The sequence below is a fragment of the Vibrio sp. 10N.222.52.C12 genome (assembly GCF_041474215.1).
Taxonomy (GTDB): Bacteria; Pseudomonadota; Gammaproteobacteria; order Enterobacterales; family Vibrionaceae; genus Vibrio; species Vibrio crassostreae_C.
In genome coordinates this window covers 44,832-66,664 of sequence record NZ_JBFRTR010000075.1, presented here as the reverse complement: position 1 = coordinate 66,664, position 21,833 = coordinate 44,832, and the positions used below count along the sequence as shown (strand labels likewise).

16 protein-coding genes and 2 pseudogenes are annotated in these 21,833 nt (G+C 45.0%); 14 read left to right on the top strand and 4 right to left on the bottom strand.

Annotated features, from left to right (window positions below; translation table 11 throughout):
- Positions 1-63: 63 nt before the first annotated feature.
- The 3 genes from hutU to AB4623_RS14365 all read left to right on the top strand — a co-directional run bounded on the left by hutU (position 64) and on the right by AB4623_RS14365 (position 4,242).
- The gene (gene hutU, locus AB4623_RS14375) at positions 64-1,758 is read left to right on the top strand and encodes a urocanate hydratase (RefSeq protein ID WP_017063597.1); all 1,695 of its coding nucleotides are present in this window, start codon (positions 64-66) and stop codon (positions 1,756-1,758) included.
- A 14-nt stretch (positions 1,759-1,772) separates the two neighbouring features.
- On the top strand, positions 1,773-3,305 hold the full coding sequence (hutH, locus tag AB4623_RS14370; RefSeq protein WP_017067090.1) for a histidine ammonia-lyase: 1,533 nt from the start codon (positions 1,773-1,775) through the stop codon (positions 3,303-3,305).
- Between the two features lie 211 nt (positions 3,306-3,516).
- On the top strand, positions 3,517-4,242 hold the full coding sequence (locus tag AB4623_RS14365) for a DUF3581 domain-containing protein (RefSeq protein ID WP_372146701.1): 726 nt from the start codon (positions 3,517-3,519) through the stop codon (positions 4,240-4,242).
- Positions 4,243-4,333: 91 nt separating this feature from the next.
- Here the strand turns inward: AB4623_RS14365 and AB4623_RS14360 are convergent, their stop codons facing one another.
- Together AB4623_RS14360 and AB4623_RS14355 are read right to left on the bottom strand one after the other, a co-directional pair.
- Positions 4,334-4,795, bottom strand: a complete 462-nt coding sequence (locus AB4623_RS14360; RefSeq protein WP_017066183.1) for an isoprenylcysteine carboxylmethyltransferase family protein — start codon at positions 4,793-4,795, stop codon at positions 4,334-4,336.
- 66 nt (positions 4,796-4,861) lie between these two features.
- A complete protein-coding gene (locus AB4623_RS14355) occupies positions 4,862-7,897 on the bottom strand; it encodes an FAD-binding and (Fe-S)-binding domain-containing protein (protein ID WP_171733459.1) in 3,036 nt (1,011 codons plus the stop codon).
- 222 nt (positions 7,898-8,119) lie between these two features.
- Between AB4623_RS14355 and AB4623_RS14350 the strand changes: the two genes are divergently transcribed.
- The 8 genes and pseudogenes from AB4623_RS14350 to AB4623_RS14315 all read left to right on the top strand — a co-directional run bounded on the left by AB4623_RS14350 (position 8,120) and on the right by AB4623_RS14315 (position 14,247).
- Positions 8,120-8,803 (top strand): DUF3334 family protein, encoded by a 684-nt coding sequence (locus AB4623_RS14350; protein WP_017059770.1) that lies wholly within the window; start codon positions 8,120-8,122, stop codon positions 8,801-8,803.
- A 209-nt stretch (positions 8,804-9,012) separates the two neighbouring features.
- Positions 9,013-9,702: a DUF2786 domain-containing protein gene (locus tag AB4623_RS14345; RefSeq protein ID WP_017059769.1), complete on the top strand. Its 690-nt coding sequence runs from the start codon at positions 9,013-9,015 to the stop codon at positions 9,700-9,702.
- A gap of 99 nt (positions 9,703-9,801) precedes the next feature.
- Positions 9,802-10,470: an OmpA family protein gene (locus AB4623_RS14340; protein WP_372050980.1), complete on the top strand. Its 669-nt coding sequence runs from the start codon at positions 9,802-9,804 to the stop codon at positions 10,468-10,470.
- A gap of 157 nt (positions 10,471-10,627) precedes the next feature.
- Positions 10,628-11,195 (top strand): annotated as a pseudogene (locus tag AB4623_RS14335) (tetratricopeptide repeat protein); the annotation flags it as partial.
- Positions 11,196-11,275: 80 nt separating this feature from the next.
- Positions 11,276-11,713: pseudogene (locus tag AB4623_RS14330) on the top strand (hypothetical protein); the annotation flags it as partial.
- A gap of 165 nt (positions 11,714-11,878) precedes the next feature.
- Positions 11,879-12,067: a hypothetical protein gene (locus AB4623_RS14325; protein ID WP_017059767.1), complete on the top strand. Its 189-nt coding sequence runs from the start codon at positions 11,879-11,881 to the stop codon at positions 12,065-12,067.
- A 357-nt stretch (positions 12,068-12,424) separates the two neighbouring features.
- On the top strand, positions 12,425-12,832 hold the full coding sequence (locus tag AB4623_RS14320; protein WP_017055178.1) for a SulA-like leucine-rich domain-containing protein: 408 nt from the start codon (positions 12,425-12,427) through the stop codon (positions 12,830-12,832).
- 311 nt (positions 12,833-13,143) lie between these two features.
- Positions 13,144-14,247 carry a phosphoribosylaminoimidazolesuccinocarboxamide synthase gene (locus AB4623_RS14315; RefSeq protein ID WP_372106127.1) on the top strand — a complete coding sequence of 368 codons (1,104 nt, stop codon included), beginning with the start codon at positions 13,144-13,146 and terminating at the stop codon, positions 14,245-14,247.
- A gap of 174 nt (positions 14,248-14,421) precedes the next feature.
- Here the strand turns inward: AB4623_RS14315 and AB4623_RS14310 are convergent, their stop codons facing one another.
- Together AB4623_RS14310 and AB4623_RS14305 are read right to left on the bottom strand one after the other, a co-directional pair.
- Positions 14,422-14,799 (bottom strand): hypothetical protein, encoded by a 378-nt coding sequence (locus tag AB4623_RS14310; protein ID WP_017059766.1) that lies wholly within the window; start codon positions 14,797-14,799, stop codon positions 14,422-14,424.
- 203 nt (positions 14,800-15,002) lie between these two features.
- A complete protein-coding gene (locus AB4623_RS14305; protein ID WP_372110687.1) occupies positions 15,003-17,381 on the bottom strand; it encodes a helicase-related protein in 2,379 nt (792 codons plus the stop codon).
- A gap of 183 nt (positions 17,382-17,564) precedes the next feature.
- On the opposite strand from AB4623_RS14305, the gene AB4623_RS14300 reads away from it, so the two are divergent.
- From AB4623_RS14300 to AB4623_RS14290, 3 genes are all read left to right on the top strand, one after another.
- Complete coding sequence (locus AB4623_RS14300; protein WP_136973971.1) at positions 17,565-19,253, top strand: NAD-dependent malic enzyme; 1,689 nt, start codon at positions 17,565-17,567, stop codon at positions 19,251-19,253.
- Between the two features lie 172 nt (positions 19,254-19,425).
- Positions 19,426-20,226 carry a vancomycin high temperature exclusion protein gene (locus tag AB4623_RS14295; protein WP_372110682.1) on the top strand — a complete coding sequence of 267 codons (801 nt, stop codon included), beginning with the start codon at positions 19,426-19,428 and terminating at the stop codon, positions 20,224-20,226.
- Between the two features lie 197 nt (positions 20,227-20,423).
- A complete protein-coding gene (locus AB4623_RS14290) occupies positions 20,424-21,794 on the top strand; it encodes a DASS family sodium-coupled anion symporter (protein ID WP_017059762.1) in 1,371 nt (456 codons plus the stop codon).
- Positions 21,795-21,833: the final 39 nt, after the last annotated feature.

The window sequence follows — 21,833 nt, the reverse complement described above, 5'->3', positions numbered from 1 at the left end:
AACTACAACTACAACTACAACTACAACTACAACGATATAACGTGAAACAGAAGGAATTCCAAAATGACGGAACACCACAACAGTGACCCTCGTCTCGACACGACTCGCGAAATTCGCGCACCTCACGGCACCACTTTGCGCGCTAAATCTTGGTTAACAGAAGCACCACTGCGTATGCTGATGAACAACCTAGACCCTGATGTGGCAGAACACCCACATGCACTGGTTGTGTATGGCGGTATTGGTCGCGCGGCACGTGATTGGAAATGTTATGACAAAATTGTTGAAGTATTAGAGCGTTTAGAGGACGACCAAACGTTACTTGTTCAATCCGGTAAACCTGTGGGCGTGTTCCCGACTCATAAAAACGCACCTCGCGTACTGATCGCTAACTCGAACCTTGTTCCACACTGGGCGAACTGGGAACACTTCAACGAGCTCGATAAAGAAGGCTTGATGATGTACGGCCAAATGACCGCGGGCAGCTGGATCTACATTGGTTCACAAGGCATCGTTCAAGGTACTTACGAAACCTTTGTCGCTATCGCGAAGAAGCACTTCCAAGGTGAAGCAAACGGCAAGTGGGTTCTAACGGGCGGTCTTGGTGGAATGGGCGGCGCTCAACCTCTTGCTGCAACGATGGCTGGCTTCTCAATGATCGCAGTGGAGTGTGATGAATCACGAATCGACTACCGCTTGCGTACTGGCTATGTAGACAAAAAAGCCACCAGCTTAGATGAAGCGATGGCAATGATTAAAGAGTCAGACACGCCAATCTCTGTTGGCTTATTAGGTAACGCCGCAGACGTCTTCCCAGAGTTAGTTGAACGCAATATCACACCTGATGTGGTGACTGACCAAACCTCTGCCCACGATCCTCTTAACGGCTACTTGCCGCAAGGTTGGACGATGGAGAAAGCCGCACAAGAGCGCTCCATTGATGAAGCAAAAGTGGTGAAAGCCGCTAAGCAATCTATGGCGATTCAAGTACAAGCGATGTTAGACCTGCAATACCGCGGCGCAGCGACCGTGGATTACGGTAATAACATTCGCCAAATGGCACTGGAAGAAGGCGTAGAAAACGCGTTTGATTTCCCAGGTTTCGTTCCGGCTTATATTCGACCTTTATTCTGCGAAGGTATTGGTCCTTTCCGTTGGGCGGCACTATCTGGTGACCCAGAAGACATCTACAAAACAGACCAAAAAGTAAAAGAACTGATTCCAGACAACCCACATCTACATAACTGGCTAGATATGGCGCGTGAACGCATTCAGTTCCAAGGCCTGCCAGCGCGTATTTGTTGGGTTGGCTTGAAAGATCGTGAACGCTTAGGCCAAGCATTCAATGAAATGGTGAAAAATGGCGAACTGAAAGCACCAGTTGTTATCGGTCGTGACCACCTAGATTCAGGTTCAGTAGCAAGCCCGAACCGCGAAACAGAAGGCATGATGGATGGATCAGATGCCGTATCAGATTGGCCTCTATTGAATGCCCTTCTGAACACAGCGGGCGGCGCAACTTGGGTTTCTTTGCACCACGGTGGTGGCGTTGGTATGGGCTTCTCGCAACACTCAGGCATGGTGATTTGTTGTGACGGCAGTGAAGATGCATCACAGCGTATTGCTCGCGTACTTCACAATGACCCAGCAACCGGCGTTATGCGTCATGCTGATGCAGGTTACGATATTGCCAAGCAATGTGCCAAAGAGCAGAAGCTTGATTTACCTATGCTAAACGAAGAACTTCGTCGCCTTTAATGTCTGGAGAGAACATGTTGAACTTATTACTTAAGCCAGGACTTCTTGGCCTATCTGAACTTCGAAAAATCAGCCGTAGCCCTGTGAACTTATCACTCGATCCTGCAGCAATCCCGGATATCGAAGCGAGCATGCAAGTTGTCGAACAAGTGATTGCTGAAGACCGCACTGTGTATGGCATCAACACGGGTTTTGGCTTATTAGCAAACACCAAGATTGCGCCTGAAGATCTCGAAGTTCTACAGAAAAGTATCGTACTTTCTCACGCTGCGGGCATTGGCAAGTTCATGTCTGATGAAACCGTACGCTTGATGATGGTATTGAAGATTAACAGCTTGTCTCGCGGTTACTCTGGTATCCGCCTCAAAGTGATTAACGCTCTTATCGATCTTGTGAACGCGCAGGTTTACCCGTGTGTTCCACAAAAAGGATCAGTAGGCGCATCTGGAGATCTTGCTCCCCTCGCCCACATGAGTACCGTTCTGCTAGGTGAAGGCCAAGCACGCCACAACGGCAAGATCATCACTGGCTTAGAAGCAATGCAGATCGCAGGTCTTGAACCAATCACACTTGCGCCGAAAGAAGGCTTAGCGCTGTTAAACGGCACACAAGCATCGACTGCCTTTGCATTAGAAGGTCTGTTCGCAGCGGAAGACTTGTTTGCGTCTGCAACCGTATGTGGTGCAATGTCTGTTGAAGCTGCACTGGGTAGTCGTCGTCCGTTTGACCCTCGAATTCATCGCGTTCGTGGTCATCGTGGTCAAATGGATGCCGCGCTTGCTTATCGCCATATGCTTGATCAAAAGAGTGAGATTGGTGAATCACACACTTGCTGTGAAAAGGTTCAAGACCCTTACTCGTTGCGCTGTCAGCCTCAAGTGATGGGTGCCTGTTTACAGCAAATTCGTAATTCAGCAGAAACGTTAAACGTTGAAGCGAACTCGGTATCGGATAACCCACTGGTATTTGCTGAAGACGGCGACATTATTTCAGGTGGTAACTTCCACGCAGAACCTGTGGCAATGGCAGCGGATAACCTAGCACTTGCGATTGCAGAAATTGGTAGCCTTTCTGAACGAAGAATGGCACTGCTGATTGATAGCGCACTAAGCAAACTTCCACCTTTCTTAGTCGATAACGGCGGCGTTAACTCAGGCTTTATGATTGCTCAAGTAACGTCTGCTGCTCTGGCAAGCGAGAATAAAACACTGGCACACCCAGCTTCAGTAGACAGCCTTCCAACATCGGCAAACCAAGAAGATCATGTATCTATGGCAACCTTTGCGGGTCGTCGACTGCGTGACATGGCAGAAAACACCCGTGGCATCTTGGCTGTTGAATACTTAGCAGCAGCACAAGGCTTGGATTTTAGAGCACCAAATCTCTCTTCTCCTCGAGTAGAAGAAGCAAAACAGATACTGCGCGAGAAAGTCAGCTTCTACGACAAAGACCGTTACTTCTCACCTGATATCGAGCAAGCAAATCTACTGCTCAAATTATCAGTGCATAACCATCTAATGCCAGAAGGCCTACTGTGTAGCTTCTAAGGTTTGGCGAAATAGCACGTCATATAAACAGGGGCTATTGATTAGCCCTTGTTGCATTGAATCCAAGCCCCTATTCCCCTCAAAATCGTCACATACCATCCAACGTATTTATCTAATCGACTGATATATAAGCAAAGTTAACTGGATAGACCATTAGAACGAAGTTAGTTAGCTATAATCCACCCCAGATTTGATGACTAATAGCGATACTATGTTTCTGACACCTTACTTTTCTACTGAAGACAATCAATTTCAATTCACTCGTGAACAAGCAAGCCACTTTGCTAAAAAAGTAGCTGGCGATTTCAACCCGATTCACGATGAAGACAACAAGCGCTTCTGTGTACCTGGCGATCTTTTATTTGCAGTACTTCTGCAAAAAGAAGGCATCAGCCAAAAAATGCGTTTTGATTTTTCAGGTATGGTTGGTAACGGTATTGCGTTAAGCGTTGACAACAAGTGTGAAAAAGAGAGCTCACTTATCGATGCAAATGGTAAAGAGTACCTACACATGTCTTGTGAAGGTGAGAAGAGCCATGATCAAGCATTCATCGAGCACGTAGTAACAAACTACGTTAAGTTCTCTGGCATGAACTTCCCACACATCATGGTTCCTCTTATGGAAGAACAACAAATGATGATCAACTGCCAACGTCCTCTAGTGATTTACGAGAGCATGGAAGTTGAATTTACTCGCCTAGACCTGTCTCACCCAGAAGTTGAATTCTCTGGCGCGACTTTTGATGTTGAAGGAAAACGTGGCATCGTGACCCTGAACTTCGATTTCAAAGAAGACGGCGAAGTAGTAGGTAAAGGCGTGAAGCGTATGGTAGCAAGTGGCCTTAAGCCATACGACCAAGCTTCTGTAGACGACCTAATAAACCGCTTCAACGAACGCAAAGAGATGTTTCTAGCTCAGTTCACAGCCGCTGCTTAATCAGCTCTAGAACAAGATCAATAAAGCCCAGCTTGATAATCTCAAGCTGGGCTTTTTTATTTCGATTACTAAGCCAGCACTCAAATCATCACTAAATCCAGCGTCTAACCTTTTGTTTGTAATCAACATATTCTGCGCCGAATAATTGTTCTAGTGCTCGCTCTTCGGGTTTGATTTGGAAGTAATTCATGTAGATTACGAAGCCAAAGCTAAGTAGTACACTGAAGATATTCTGGAAGAAGTAGCCAAAGCAAAATAGCAGGATGAACAACCCTAAGTACATTGGGTTTCGCGTGTAGCCAAAAATTCCACTGTCCACGACGGCTGAAGCGGTTTCTACTTTGATCGGGTTAACGGTGGTTTTCTGTTTTCGAAATTCCAATATACCGGATATTCCGATCACACCACTCAATGTGACTCCGATTCCTAACACAATCATTCCATAAGGCAATGCCAGTGTCCCTTGGCTCAACTGTTGAGCGCAGAAGTATGATGCTACGAATACAATAATGAACAGTGCAACTGGTGGTACTTTTAATTCTAGAAATTTCATACTTTTCCTTATTAACATTCCTTTGTTAGTTTAGAAAAAAGCCCAGCAATTGCTGGGCTAAATGTATTAGAGAATTTTTGCTAGCGCCTGTAATGGGTGAGCAAGCTTCTCACCTTCAAAACGCTTCACTTGGCTGCGGCAAGAATAGCCCGTCACCAAGCAACGATCTTTTGGTAAGTCCTGCATTTGAGGCTTCCAGCTTAAACCATATATGTCTTTCGACATTTGTAGCTTATCGACTTCGTGGCCGAAAGTTCCCGCCATACCACAACAGCCGACAGGAACGCTGGTTAACGCCGCCCCAAAGTGTTTGAAGATAGTACCCCACTCTTTTTCAGCGTTCGGCATTTTGGTTTTCTCAGTACAGTGAGCAAACAAGTACCACATATCTTCACTTGCTGAGCGTGCTTCGAACTCACCTAGCGATGGCATTAACCATTCATGCACAGTAAGTACATCAAAGTCGCCGCGCTTGTCACCTAAGATCTCGACGTATTCATCGCGGTAACAAAGCACAAGAGCAGGATCAACACCGACCAAAGGAATTCCGATATCCGCCACCATCGACAAGAAATCCGAAGTCGATTTCGCCTCACGTGCAAAACGATTTAAGAAGCCCTTGATGTGCAACGCTTTACCATTCGGTTTGAACGGCAGCAGTACCGGAGTTTTGCCAAGTTTTTGAGCCAGAGTGACGAAGTCTTCAATCACCTCGGCATCATAGAAGCTGGTAAACGGGTCTTGAACGATCAGCACATGCTGTTTCTTCTGTTCAGAAGACAAGCCTTCTAAATACTGTAAATCGAAGAGTTGCAGCTCTTTACTCGCTAGACGATTTTTGAGCGTAGGCACCGACATCAATGGTGCATCAACATAACCGACCGTTTTAGCTGTTGCCGTTTGGATCCACTTTTGACCCAATGCAGCGTTGACTACTTTTGGCGCTTTCGCCATCAGCGGCAGCATGGTTTCAATGTTGGCAACTAGATAATCTTTTGCAGGGCGCTGGTAACGCGAGTAGTAGATGTTCAAGAATCGAGAACGGAAACTTGGTACATCGACTTTGATCGGACATTGACTCGCACACGCTTTACACGCCAAACAACCGTTCATCGCCTCATGAACTTCATGCGAGAAATCGTACTCATGGCGTTTGTTCATCGTATTGCGAACACGCTCAATCATAGTCTTAACGGGTGTGTTGTCTTTCAACGCTTCTTGCTCAAGGTCGAGAATATCAACGCCTTGTTCAGTCAGTTGACGCAACCACTCTCTTACCAAGCCTGCGCGGCCTTTGGGTGAGTGACGTCGGTCAGCCGTAACTTTCATTGAAGGACACATTGGCGAGCTAGTATCGTAGTTGAAACACAAGCCGTTACCGTTACATTCCATTGCTTGCTTGAAGCTGTCACGAACTTGTACGTCGATCTGACGGTCGTAGAAACCACGCTTGGTATCGGTGACTTTCACCAATTCAGCGTCACTTTCTAAAGGCGTACAGATCTTGCCTGGGTTCATCTTGTTGTGCGGGTCGAATGCTGCTTTAATACGTCTTAATTCGGTAAACAGCTCTTCACCAAAGAAGTCTGGGCCATACTCAGAACGGAAACCTTTACCGTGCTCGCCCCACATTAAACCGCCGTATTTCGCCACCAGCTTAACCACTTCATCAGAGACTTCATGCATCAATGCTTCTTGCATCGGGTCACACAGATCCAATGCTGGACGAACGTGTAATACGCCCGCGTCAACGTGACCAAACATGCCGTAATTCAACTCTTTTGAATCGAGTAACACTCTAAATTCAGAGATGAAATCCGCGAGGTTTTCTGGTGGTACACAAGTATCTTCAGCAAAAGCGACTGGCTTAGCTCGGCCTTTCGCCGCACCTAACAGACCCACTGCTTTCTTACGCATGTTGTAGATTCGGCCAATGCTCGCCAAATCGCTACAAACTTGAAAACCAATCACGCCGGCTTCTTCGCTTTCAACCATGGTTTCAAGGCGTGCAGTCAGCGCTTGAACTTGCTGTTCAACTTCCGCTTCATCTTGGCCTGCAAACTCAACCATGTTGATGCCAAGCATCTCTTTGTTCGGAACATCAGTCAGCAAATCGCTCACGGTGTGCCAAACGATGTCTTGCTTCGCTAGGTTCAATACTCTTGAATCTACCGTTTCAACAGACAGTGCTTTCGCTTCCACCATGAACGGCGCATTACGCAGCGCAGAATCAAACGTGTTGTATTTCACGTTAACCAGTGTGCGCGCTTTTGGAATCTTGGTTAGGTTTAACTTTGCTTCCGTGATGAATGCTAAAGAACCTTCAGCGCCACATAGAACGCGAGTTAGGTCAAAGCTGTCATCTTGTTCGTTGATTGCATTCTTTAGGTCATAGCCTGTTAAGAAGCGATTCAGCGGAGGGAATTTATCTAAGATTTGAGCGCGTTTGTCTCGACAAACCGCCTCTGTCACCGTAAGTGCATGGTGAGCGAATTCACCCTCTACAGGTAAGCCGTGTGATAAATCAGATTCTAGACATGAACCATCTGCGAACACCGCTTGCAGCGACAATACATGGTCAGACGTTTTGCCGTACTTCAATGACCCTTGGCCCGAAGCATCGGTATTGATCATGCCACCCAAGGTTGCTCGGTTACTGGTAGAAAGGTCTGGAGAGAAAAAGTAACCATAAGGGCGAACAGCGTCGTTCAATTGATCTTTAACGACACCAGACTGAACTCTTACCCAGCCCTCTTTCTCGTTAATCTCAAGAACCTTATTCATGTATCGCGACAGGTCAACCACGACACCTTTTGTTAAAGATTGTCCGTTGGTTCCGGTACCGCCGCCACGAGGGGAAAAAGTCACGCGTTCGTAAGCGGATTTAGAAACCACTTTACCGATAAGCACAACGTCTTGCGTTGTTTTAGGAAGGATGACCGCCTGCGGCAATTGCTGATAGACACTATTATCAGTCGCCACAGCCAAACGGCTAGAATATTGAGATTCAATGTCGCCAGTAAAGCCCGCTGTTTTTAGTTCATCTAAAAAGCGTACGACAACTGGATCGACATCAGCATTGAGTTGAAGTCTTGGTAACATTTGCTTCCTGCCCCTACTTCGCTGATCCTATCAGCATTGGGTTATCTGAGATTTATAATAATTTTCTTTGAATTTCGTCACTTTACTACTATTAAGATCATATAAAAAGGTGATCAAATCAGAATCTCAGTGCAAGAATGGAGAAATAGTCACTTTCGTCTTAATTCAGTAACAATATACTGAATAACATTTTGTTTAAGACATCTCCACGAGCACATCACAATGAAAAAAAACAAAACAGTCACAACTGAAGATATCCTTCTTAAACTATGCCAATCAGTCTCAAGCGTACTGACTTCAGCGACGGCTTCTCAGGTGTCCTATTCAGCCATGGTTCAAAAGATCAACAAGACAAGCCTAAAGCCAGATTTTGGTTGCTTCGTTCTGTTTGACGGCGGCTTTTCTGGTCTCGTTGTTATTAATTTTACGTCCAAAGCAGCGCTAGAGATCTACACCAATTACATGCGCAATATGGGCATGCCTGAAAACGAGCTTGCTGTGCTTCATACTTCAGACGAAGTGGGTGATGTATTGGGTGAGTTGATGAACCAATTAGTTGGCGATTTCACCAATAAAATCCGCAAAGAGCTGCAAACCAACATCACACAAAACCAACCGAAAATGCTGGCTCTGAACAAGCAAGTTAACCTTTCTGTTGATACCAATCTCGACCGTCCACAAGCTCGTCGTGTGACCTTCTCTACCGCTAATAACAACATCTTCTACCTTGAGCTTGCGATGGATAAGACTGAGTTCATTCAATTAGAAGAATTTGAAATCGCAGAAGACGAATGTCCAGATAGCATTCTTGAGGCGACTCAGAAAAAAATGCAAGAAGCGAACAAGCCAGCTCAAAGCTCTGGCAATGATTCTGCGGCAGATCTACTCGATGAACTGGGTATCTAGTTTACGAATGCTCTAGACATATTGAAAAAACGTGTCACTAACGCCATCAATACGCTTGATGGCGTTTTTGTTTTTACCGCCAACTGGGCTCATGCAGTTCAATGTTCACCGCCTTCCTTGTTCATCAAACCAGTTTTGCCTTTCTGTTACCCGCGAAAACATGTAAAATATTGGACTTTTAAAAATTTGCGGTACTGATTAAATTGTCGATGGATAAGAAAAAAGCCCTAAAGAAAATTGCCAAGTGTCTTGAGCTTGGAAATTCTGCGAACGTCAATGAAGCTGCCAATGCGATAAAAATGGCGCATAACTTGATGCTGAAATATGGTCTCGAAAAAGACGATATTGAATTTATCAAGATGGGGAAAACTCAGTCCAGTCACCTGTTACCTGCAAATATCAGTTCTACACTGCTGCGTGTTATTCGCGGTATCAACACCAAATTTGGCGTAGAAGCCGTATTGCTGAATCATAAAGGCCTCAAGCGTGTTGAGTTCATTGGTGAAGCCGACCGCGCGATCTTCGCAGCGTTCGCTTTCGATATCATTTATCGTGAACTGAATGAACACACCGGCCAATTCAGAAATAGCTTTGCTGGCTCTGGCACAGGGTCCTTAGAAGTGACACGCCGCGTGAACTCGTTTGTTTCAGGCTGGGTTGAAGGTGCGCTTGAAAAGCTACCAACTATTACCCCAGACGACGAATCAAACAACAAGATCAATAATTACATTGATAAAGAATTCAAAAATATCGACCGTGAAACGTTCAAACAGCAACTGAGAGAAGCGATGAAAAACCTCACCGCCGATTATGAAGTTGGTTTGAAGAAAGGTCGTAAATTGTCTGTTAATCGACCAGTTGGCGGTACCCAGGCAGCTAAAAAGATAACTAAATCATAGAGCCACTTTACATTGCTTCGACGTATTGATAAAAACCATCAATAAGATTTACAGGACTATGTTTGTCACTCGGATTCATTCGTTTGACAGAAGTACATGATGGAGAAATACGTTAAAAAAATCACACTAGCCCTAGCGCTTACTATCGCTTTAACGGGTTGTCAGGCAACTCAACGCCAAAACGCGACAACTGGCGAATCTGAGGCTAACTCTGCAACTCAAGGCGCTCTAATTGGTGCACTCGCTGGTGCCGTTGCTGGTGCTGCAACTGGTGACTCTAAAGACCGTGGTAAACGTGCACTTATTGGTGCTGCCGGTGGCGCCGCTGTTGGTGGTGGTATTGGTTACTACTTTGACCGACAAGAAGCTGCCCTTCGTGAAGAGCTAATGAATTCAGGCGTTCAAGTTGAACGTGTCGGTGAGAACCAACTTCTACTTCGCCTAGAAAACGGCATCGGTTTTGATTCTGGCTCTTACGCTTTGGAATCAAGCATTCACAATACCCTTCGCGGCGTTGCTCGCATCCTAGTTGAATACCCAGACACTAGCCTAGTGATTGAAGGTCACACTGACAGCGAATCGACGAACCAAATCCTTTCTGAGCGTCGAGCTGAATCTGTTCGTGCATTCTTGATCTCTCAAGACGTTGCTGCAGGTCGTGCTATTGCTCGTGGTAACGGTGAGCGCTACCCTCTATGTGACAATAACACCTCTCAAGGTCGTGCTTGTAACCGTCGCGTAGAAATTCAAATCTTGCCGCTTAAGTAGCACGATTAAAGCCCAGTCCATCTTTATCTATTGAATTAACCTCTATATAGTTGTTTATCAGTTATGTTACTCATTTAACGTGATAATAATAATCAACGACCATAAAGCGTATTCATACTGACATATCGATTCTGGGCTTTTTTACGAGACTTATCTTTTGCTGATCCTATCCAACATTCTGTCATCATCATTTCTTAGAACACTATTTCTAGCCCTCATCTTTTCCACGATTCAACTGTCCACCACACATTTCGTGCACGCAGCAAGCAGTGATGAATTTTCACTAGAATCACAACCTCAAGATCCAGTTTCTCAATACCAATTGGCTCAAGCTTATGAATCGGGTGTCGACGTTCCTGTTAGCACCAGTGATGCATTGTATTGGTACACGCAGTCAGCAGAAAACGGCAACCCAAACGCGCAATTTAGACTGGGTGAATGGTACTTGGCAGGTACAGGTGTTGAACAAAGTAACAAGCTTGCTTTGGAATGGTTTATTAAAGCGGCGTTGCAAGGTAACCAGCGCGCACCTATCGAGGTAGCAAAACTCTACGAATCCTCGCTAGAACAAGACCTCCTTCAACCATTAGATAAAGCGCAGCTATGGTATGAAGCAGCCTTAAAAGATAATCCACAAGCAGAAGAGGGCTACAACCGCATTTTGGAAGCACAATTCAACCAGCAACGTGCAAAACAGATCTCTTCAATAGAACAGCTCGATGACAGCATCGACTCTGAAATAGACACCAGTCAGGGGGTATCTAAGCACGTTCAATCTAACCAAGCATCACGCTCTAACCTCTCCAGTTCTAACCTAACTAGCTCTGACTATATGATTGGTGCTGCGTTGGCCGTGTTGATTTCAATCATCAGCATTATTGCGACGCTCGTTATCTCAAGAAAAAGACAAGCTCTAAAGTCGGGTGATTCGCGACAGCAACAACAATCACTTGAAGCGCAGCTTAGCTCGAAGGACCTTACGATTAAGCAGCAAAAACGCCAGCTGAACACTATGTTCCACGAATTGAAGAAGCAGAAAAACAGCAAAGGTCTGAGTAATTTGCAGGTGGCCTGCGCGCTATTTGGCTACACACCTAGCTCAATCCCCGACCAGAAAAGCATCAAGATCCGATACAAACAGCTATCAAAGATCTACCATCCAGATGGTCACGGATGTGACGAAGAAATGAAACGTTTGAACAATGCGCTAAAAACCATTTTACAAAATGTTACAAAACCGTAAACAAACACACATCTTCATTTTCCTAGATCTCAAAGATATCGATTTTATTGGTGTTGCAATCGATCCCCCTCTCAAAAACGGGTAACAAACTATTAACTAATGGGTCTTACTTGTGTCATAATTTGCGCCGAAAATACACCTGACTTAAACAGGTGAGGAGAGAATATGTTCACAATAGAAGGCGTTTGTGATTGGTGCAAAAAGCCAAGCCTAGTTAAAAAGCACGACTACCTAGATGGTAAGTGTCATCATGCATGTAACGAGTGCAATGATATTGCAACCATTGATGTTCGCCAGTTCAATATTGGTGAAATGGAAATGAGAGCAAAACTCTCCCAAGCGACATTGAGATAAGCAACACCGTGAAATATAAGAAAGCGCCTAAGGCGCTTTTTTTGTGCCTGTGGTTTTAGATCTTCTTTCTTCTTTCTTCTTTCTTCTTTGTTCTTTGTTCTCTCTTCTATACAGGTATATACAGTACTTTTCTGCAAAAACCAGTGTATACACCTGTATAAAGCTCACATTTATTCAACTTATGATACAAAACAGTAGATTCATTCAAATTTAATTTATCGAATACTTTCAATGATTTAATCATTTACCATCCATAACCTCAGACGAAATCGTCCAATAATCCCGCAAAAAACGCTTGATCTTATAAGCAACTAAAACTACTGTATACACATACAGCATGTATATAAGGACAGAAAAATGATTCAAGCACACGTTAAAGCACAACACTCTAGCCCGCTAGTTCACTGCGCATTTACATCAGTTTCTCGTAAAAGCAAAAATTCAAACGAGGAAGCGTTGTTTGCAAGAATGGCGTTGCTGTCCAATCAACATCAGTGGTTACTGTTTACGGCTCAAACACCAAGACCATCGGCTAAGCAGCTTAAGCAACATAATGTTTGCTGCGACCGCGTTATTCATATGAAAGCCTCTCATCAAATGACTGAGGTAGAGACTGTCGAGAAAGCAATCCGCTCTAAGAATGCGAGCGCGATTGTTGCAAGTGCATCGATTGATCAGTTCAGCCAACAGTACCTAAGAACATTAGGGTTACGCTTTCAATGTGAAGTCTTCTTTATGGATGCAAATTCAGAGCGTATTCACTAAGCCACCTTGCTTAATAACATGTTGGCTCAAAAACATGGTCCACAAACATAGCTTAATCTTTTAGCTAACAAACTTAATTTAACTTAAGAAACAATTCGCCAAAACACAGTCCAAACATACTGCCTTCCCCTGCCCTACAATTCGCCCATTTTTTAGCGGATTGTTAGGCGGGGGTTTTTATTTAAACAACAGATTTAGCAATCGTTTGCTTTTTCTCTGGAAGCAAATAGTAGATTGGGTATAATGCCCGTCTAATCATGTGCACACCGCACTTCTCTGTATGACGTTTGATAAAAGATAGGAATGTCTAAATGAGCCTTGCTGATCAAGTTCTTGCCGTAAATGATGACCTACCAATCCGTACTGACAAACCTGTCCACAGTGGCAAGGTTCGCTCAGTCTACTGGTTAACTGAAGAAGATAGCCAACGACTAATTAAAGAGAATGGCTACGACGTAGCACCCGATGCGCCTCTAGCTATCATGGTGATCAGTGACCGTATCTCTGCATTTGATTGTATCTGGCGTGGTGAAGGGAATCTTAAAGGTGTTCCAGGTAAGGGAGCGGCTCTGAATGCTATCTCTAACCACTGGTTCAAATTGTTTAAAGACAACGGACTTGCTGACAGTCATATTCTTGATATCCCTCACCCGTTCGTATGGATTGTACAAAAAGCTCGCCCAGTCATGATCGAAGCGATTTGTCGTCAATACATCACTGGTTCAATGTGGCGTGCATACGCAAACGGCGAACGTGAATTCTGTGGTATCGAGATGCCTGAAGGCCTTGAGAAAGACAAGAAGTTGCCTGAGCTACTGATCACGCCTTCAACAAAAGGGATTCTGAAAGGTATTCCTGGCGTTCCAGAAGCTGACGATGTGAACATCACACGCAACAACATCGAAGATAACTTCGCAGCATTCAACTTTACTCAAGCAAGCGACATCGCGCATTACGAAAAACTTCTTAAAGAAGGCTTCAACGTAATCAGCCAAGCGCTAGCAAAAGTAGACCAAACCTTTGTTGATACCAAATTTGAGTTTGGCTACGTCAACGATGCTCAAGGCAAAGAAAAGCTTATCTACATGGACGAAGTCGGTACTCCAGATTCATCTCGCATTTGGGATACTCAGGAATATAACAACGGCAACATCGTTGAGAATTCAAAAGAAGGCTTCCGTCAGTTCTTGCTTAACTACTTCCCTGATGCCGACATTCTTTTGAATAAAGAGCGTATGCCAGAACGTGAAGCATTGGCTCGTGACAATGAACTTCCACTGGATTCTCTAATGTCTCTGTCTCGCACTTACCTTGATATCGCAGCGAAAATCACAGGTGCGGAGATCGTACTGAGCGAAAATCCTAAGCAAGAGATCATCGATGTACTGCGCGCTGACTATGGTCTAATCGACTAGTCGCTTAATTGCTAATTGCTTAATCGCTTAATCGCTTAATCTCAAAATAAAAAGCTCGAAAGCTAATAAGCTCGTAGACTCAAGTTTTAGATACTAAAAGGGCCTCAATATTTGAGGCCCTTTTTACGTGTACGTTTTTACTATTCCTCGAGAGAGATTATAGGCGAGCTGAAGTTACAGCTTAATCGTGAACTCTTCTCCAGAATTACCCGCAATCACTAAATGACTGCGCGATTCAATATACTCGATCTGCTCTTCTTCAAGTGAATATGGCATCACCACTTTGAGCTCATTGATCCCTTCCAGCTTAGCGAGCTTGAGTAAGGTAACAATGTTCGACTCATCACTTTTACGCGTCGACATTGATTTCAATGCCATCTGCCATAAACGATCCTCTGGGGTGCCCAACTCTTTAATGCTATCTCGCCAGACGGTACTGAACACTGGCGCAATTGTGGTGAGTGCTTCCAGAAAAGTCCATTTTTTACTGCATGAGGCGCCAAGAAATGTTGTGTAATCGAACTCTACACGCGTCTCTTCCTGTTTATCCATGATGTCCCCCGACACTTTGGCAACACAATATACTCAATATCTATCAACTCTTTCTTTATAGCAATAGGATATAGAAGAATAGTCTTTTATGACCTTTTGATTGGTTAAAAAGGAATATAAAAATCAAACTTGTAACAAAATAAGCACTGAAAAATCATATATGCATCTATTTGATTAATATTTTAGAGATAAAACTTATCCATCTATTTGATATCAATTATTCGACTCGCTTTTTTGAACTGAATACGCCAACCAGACCATGTCGGTAGCTCCCAACGTTTTGGCGATAACTTTCGGCTACCCGACTGATAATGGACGTAAATCAGCTTTCTTGCGGGCAAGTATTCAACATCGAGTTGCAAGTCGGCAAGGCTCAATGCAAACGGGTATTTTTCCGAAAATTCTGAGTAGAGCCAAGTTGGAATGCCATCGAACGGTATGTCTGCATGATCGAACATTTCCAATTCGCTGACATCAGTAACACCTAGTACTTCAAGCTGCTCTATAAACCATAGCTCAAAGTTAATGTTCTCAATTTCTGGTGTGTATTTAGTTTGTTCATCGAGACCAAGTTTCACATACAACTGCCAGTGTTTGATTTCTTGAGTGCGAGCCTTTGCAAAACCGGGAAGCTGCTCTCCATTTAACACAAGGTCGACGATAGGTTTTAACGATAGTTGCCCTTCAGCGGCGACGAGTTTGGTTGTAATCGTGCAGCCTGCGTACACCAATGCCATCTCGGTAAAAACACCATCATCATTCACAACGGTTTCGCCTTGCTCCCACTCTCCTAGTTCAGCATCAATGAGAAGCTCAAGAGGAATGGGTGTCGTGACCGTCGCTAAGGTCAGTGTTTGCTTAACGCCTCTTCCCGGCAAGCTGTGAGTATCCAACACCAACATCGCTTGTGCATTATCAGGGAAACGGTTCTGACGACCGAGCACCACTTCTAAAACACCATTGGCAAAGGCTTCTTTCCTTTTCAGTCGGCGCACAAACACCAGTTCAGGATGCAGATTCACAATGGTCTTGAGCAATTCAATGCGTTGGAAACGTGACGCGACTTCTAGCTGAGGAAGTTCAAATACCTCCCGCATTTGCTTCGCCAATCCTTGAGCTTCATTCAGAGCCTGTTGGTCGATGTCTAAATGCGGATATTCTCGACCGCGCACAATCTGAATCAACAGGCTTAAATCACACCCTTCCTTCTCTTGTTGCGCGAGCGCTTCAAGATGTTCTGCATTGTTTGGTAACTGATACAAGCGAGCAGGAACGGACAGCGCCGCAGTGAGATCAACCATCGCCTCTTTTAATGCTTTGGTTTTGATTCGAGTAACGATATCGGCATACAAAGCATCAATCGGCAACGGATACAGCTTTTTACCATGCTCGGTAACTTGATGGTCGGCGTTAATCGCTTCCATCGTCAGCAAGGTTTGAGTTGCACTGTTGAGTGATTTCTCTGGAATAGGGTCAAGGAAGGACAAGCTCTCAAGCGGAGATCCACAACATGCTGCGGCCAACATAGGTTCAGTCAGCTCTTCACGCTGCAATTCAGGCGGTGTGACTAACTCTAACGCCGCATGTTCACCATATAGACGCACGCAAACGCCATCCATTACCCTACCCGCGCGGCCAGCTCGCTGTTTGGCACTCGCTCGTGATATGGATTTAAGCATCAGTGTGGCTCTGCCATTACGCTGAACGGTGCGTCTCTCTAATCCTGAATCTATCACCACGCCAATGTCAGGAATGGTTAATGAGGTTTCTGCAACGTTGGTCGCAAGGATGACCTTTCTCAAACCATTACCTTCAGTATGGATATTCCGACCCGATAACGCTGAATCTCGCTCTTTATCACTGACCGACGCATGCAATTTAACAACTTGGATATCTGGATTTTTCGCTAAGGCTTGTTCGCATTGCACGATCTCTTTTTTACCCGGTAGAAAAACCAACATATCGCCAGAAGAAGCGATCAACTGATGATTAACTTCTTCCACGATGCGCTGCCCTAGATGTCGACTATCAGGCAGTGTTCTGGATTCATTCGCTCTGTGTTCAATCTCAACTTGATAAGTTCGCCCCTCGCAGCTAATTCGATTCGCATCCAAGTAATCAGCAAGACGCTCCCCTTCAATGGTTGCTGAAGTGATCACCAAGCGATGGCTCTCTTTTTGTTTCAGAATCGCCACCAGCAGATCAATGTCCCAGCGCCTCTCGTGAAACTCATCCACCACAATCACATCAAAACTGGCTAATCCGTCTTCTGATAACCAACGCAGCGCGATACCGGGCGTCACAAAAACAACGTTAGTTTGCTCGTTATACTCTGACTCAAGCTTAATCGCATAGCCAACCTTGCTACCAAGCTTCTCACCCGATTGCTGTGCGAGGTATTTAGCCAATGACGTACACGCGATACGTCTTGGTTCCACCACCAGCACTCGTCCATGCTGAGAAGCCCAAAGTGGCAGGCGCGTTGATTTACCTGATCCGGTTTCCGCCTCTACGACAAGGTGAGAATTAGCGATTTGTTCGTGGAATACGTTTTGATAAGCATCGATGGGAAGTAATGACATAAAATGGCGAGTAGCGAAAAAGTGTGAGCAAAGTATAACGAATTATCGTGTTGAAATTCGATAAGTGTGGGACAGAGGTAAGAATATCATTTTGTTTGCTCAGATCGCGGAGAAACTATTTACAATTGAATAACTAAACCGTTATCATTTTTTAGTTACCCTTTCTCCCATATTAGGCATCCAATGAACAACGATAAACGCCCTCTATATATCCCTTATGCTGGTCCTGCTCTACTAAGTACACCTCTTCTAAACAAAGGCAGCGCATTCTCTGCTGAAGAGCGCAGTTCTTTCAACCTTGAAGGTTTGTTACCGGAAACAACCGAAACAATCCAAGAGCAAGTAGGACGTGCATACAAACAATATTGTAACTTCGAAAGTGATATGGATAAGCATATCTACCTTCGTAACATCCAAGACACTAATGAAACGCTTTTTTATCGTTTAGTTCAAAACCACATCTCTGAAATGATGCCTATCATTTATACGCCAACCGTTGGCGCAGCATGTGAGAACTTCTCAAATATTTACCGTCGTGGCCGTGGTCTGTTTATCTCATACCCGAACCGCGATCGTATCGATGACCTACTGAATAATGCGACAAACCACAACGTTAAAGTTATCGTGGTTACGGATGGTGAGCGTATTCTTGGTTTGGGAGACCAAGGCATCGGTGGTATGGGTATTCCAATTGGTAAGCTAGCACTTTATACAGCTTGTGGCGGTATCAGCCCAGCTTACATGCTACCAATCGTGCTCGATGTGGGTACTAACAACCCTCAACGTCTTGCTGACCCAATGTACATGGGCTGGCGTCATCCTCGTATTACGGGTGCTGACTACGATGCATTCGTTGAAGAGTTCATCCAAGCGGTTCAACGCCGTTGGCCTGATGCATTAGTTCAGTTCGAAGATTTCGCACAAAAGAACGCAATGCCACTGCTTGAGCGCTACAAAGATCGCATCTGTTGTTTCAACGATGATATCCAAGGCACAGCAGCCGTAACGGTTGGTTCTCTACTTGCAGCATGTAAAGCAGCAAACAGCAAACTTTCAGACCAACGTATCACCTTCTTGGGTGCGGGTTCTGCGGGTTGTGGTATTGCTGAAGCTATCATTGCTCAAATGGTGTCTGAAGGTATCAGCGATGCACAGGCACGCTCTCAAGTTTACATGGTTGACCGTTGGGGTCTGCTACAGGAAGGCATGCAGAACTTGCTTGATTTCCAACAGCGCCTAGTTCAAACCAACGCAAATACTAAAGACTGGGAAAGCGATGGCACTGGCTTCTCACTACTAGACGTTGTTCGTCACGCTAAACCAACAGTATTGGTTGGTGTATCTGGGGCGCCGGGTCTATTCAGCAAAGAAGTCATCAAAGAGATGAACCTACACAGTGAACGCCCTATCGTGTTCCCACTGTCGAACCCAACAAGCCGTGTTGAAGCGACGCCAAACGACATTATTCGTTGGACTGATGGCCAAGCACTTGTTGCGACAGGTAGCCCATTTGAGCCAGTCGTTCACAACGGCACAACTTACCCAATCGCTCAGTGTAACAACAGCTACATCTTCCCAGGTATTGGCCTTGGTGTATTGGCTGTGAATGCTTCACGCATCACTGACGAAATGCTAATGGAATCAAGCCGTGCACTTGCTACGTGTTCTCCACTAGCAATCAATGGCACAGGTGCTCTACTTCCACCATTGGAAGAGATCCACACGGTATCTAAGAAAATTGCTCTTGCGGTAGGTAAAAAGGCGATTGAACAGGGCGTTGCTCTAGAGATCACTGAAGAAGCACTGCAACAAGCGATTGACCAGCACTTCTGGCAGCCAGTTTACCGTCGCTACAAGCGCACGGCATTCTAATAAAGCGTACTGCGCTTGGAATAAAGAGCGTTAACGACTCTTATATGAGCCTCTGCAATTGCAGGGGCTTTTTTCTTTAAACTGTCTTGTCTTTTTAACTGATTTTTCTCATTTTTATTTGGTATTATCGAGCACTCAAAAATTAATGCTCAGTGAAAGGACCATACCGAGAGTGAAATTTGATTCTCACATTATCCGTAGCTACATAAAAAAAGCTTACAAAAAACTGCAAGGTTTTCTGTTTGGCGCTTTCCTCGTGTTCTTAGTAGGCAGCGCTGCGGTTATTGCGATCGATTATTGGGTTTCATGGCAAGCGGAAGATCGCATCATCTACGATATAGATGAAGTGCCCGAGCTTGAGGTCGCCGTTGTGCTTGGCACGAGCAAATATTTGGGTCGAACACTCAACGACTATTATAAGCACCGAATCGAAGCCGCGATTGAGCTGTTCGATCGTGAAAAAGTGGACCAATTTCTACTGAGCGGCGATAACGCTCATCGCTCTTACAATGAGCCGTGGACGATGAAACGCGACTTGTTAAAAGCGGGCGTCCCCGAGGAACGCATCAATCTAGATTACGCGGGTTTCAGAACCTTAGACTCGATTGTTCGCGCCAAAAAGATATTCGATACCGATAACTTTCTGATCATCACTCAAAAATTCCACTGTGAAAGAGCGTTATTCATCGCCAATTCTTACGATATTCACGCGCAGTGTTTAGCGGTTTCAGGACCAACCCATCACTCGGGAAGCTCAATACGTTTGCGTGAAGTGTTTGCGCGTACCAAGGCATTTCTTGATCTGTATATTATGGGGACAACGCCAAAGTTCCTTGGACCTAAAGAGCCCATTCAACCGAGTCCAAAACCGGAATCATTTCCGATCCCAAACCCTATCACCGACCCCACTGTAAACCCTATTGTAGACCCTATAACAAGCCCGATTGCAGACCCAGCAGAGACCGATGTGTAGAAAACTACACATTTTGAATTTGTTGCCTCACACTTCCCCATTGTTAAGCAAAAACACACCAACACTCCTTTATTAACTTGAGTAACATTCTTCCAACAAAGTCTGACCCTACATCAAGCTATATACCTCGACAATAATAAGCATGACTCAATGAAGTCGTGCACCAATACAACGAGGATAAACAAAAGGAGCGTCTTATGACGGCACTTGTTACTACACTGAAACACTGGTTGTTCACCCGCAACAGCATGATATTAATTGGTAATTTCACGCTATTCGCACTCTTGCTCAACACCCTTCCTTTCGAATCACAAGTCAATACTGGTTTGAGTATTCTCGTGTTCGTTGCGGTTCTATGGTTAACCGAAGCTATTCATGTCAGCATCACCGCTCTGCTCGTTCCACTCTTGGCTGTCTTGTTTGGTGTGTTCAATACGCCCGCAGCGCTGGCTAACTTTTCAAACCCGATCATCTTCTTATTCATGGGTGGCTTCGCATTAGCAGCTGCACTGAACAAGCAAGAGCTAGATAAAGCGATAGCTGACAAAGTGCTGCTGATAGCAAAAGGCAGAATGTCGGTCGCTGTGTTCATGTTGTTCGGTGTGAGTGCAGGTCTATCAATGTGGATCTCAAACACAGCCACCACAGCAATGATGCTTCCTCTTGTTCTTGGCATCATGAACAAGGTTGACCAAAGTGAAGACCGCAACACCTACGTGTTCGTACTACTGGGTATCGCTTACTGTGCATCGATTGGTGGTATCGCAACCTTGGTTGGTAGCCCACCAAACGCAATTGCGGCGGCAGAAGTTGGCTTGAGCTTCACAGAGTGGATGGCACTTGGCCTACCAATCTCAATGATCTTACTGCCAATCGCGATGATTATTCTTTACGTGATGACTAAGCCGAAGCTTGACCACAAATTCGAGCTAGACCATGCCCCAGTTGAATGGACAAACAGCAAGAAAATCACACTGTCTATCTTCCTTCTAACCGTAACGCTTTGGATATTCGGTAAACCAATCAACGCAATGATTGGCGGATTCTCTAAATTTGATAGCTTGGTAGCGATTGGCGCAATTGTACTGCTTGGCGCTTCTAGAGCGGTGGAATGGAAAGACGTTGAGAAGACAACGGACTGGGGTGTTCTTATCCTATTCGGTGGTGGTATCTGCTTAAGTAACATTCTAAAAGCGACAGGAACCAGCGTATTCTTAGCACACTCACTAAGCGGATTTTTAGAAACAGCTGGCGTACTGCTTACGATTCTAGCCGTGGTAGCGTTCGTGGTATTCCTAACGGAATTTGCGAGTAACACAGCGAGTGCAGCACTTCTGGTGCCAGTATTCGCAACCATCGCTGAAGCACTTGGTATGTCGCCAGTTATTTTGTCTGCACTGATCGCTGTTGCTGCGTCTTGTGCCTTCATGCTTCCTGTTGCAACACCACCAAACGCAATCGTGTTTGGCTCGGGTCACATCAAGCAGAAAGAGATGATGCGAATCGGTATGGTGTTGAACCTAGTTTGTATCCTAGTTCTGACTCTGTTCGCTTGGATCTTCTGGTAAACACTAACGTTCTATAAGCGCATGCTTACAGGAATGCTC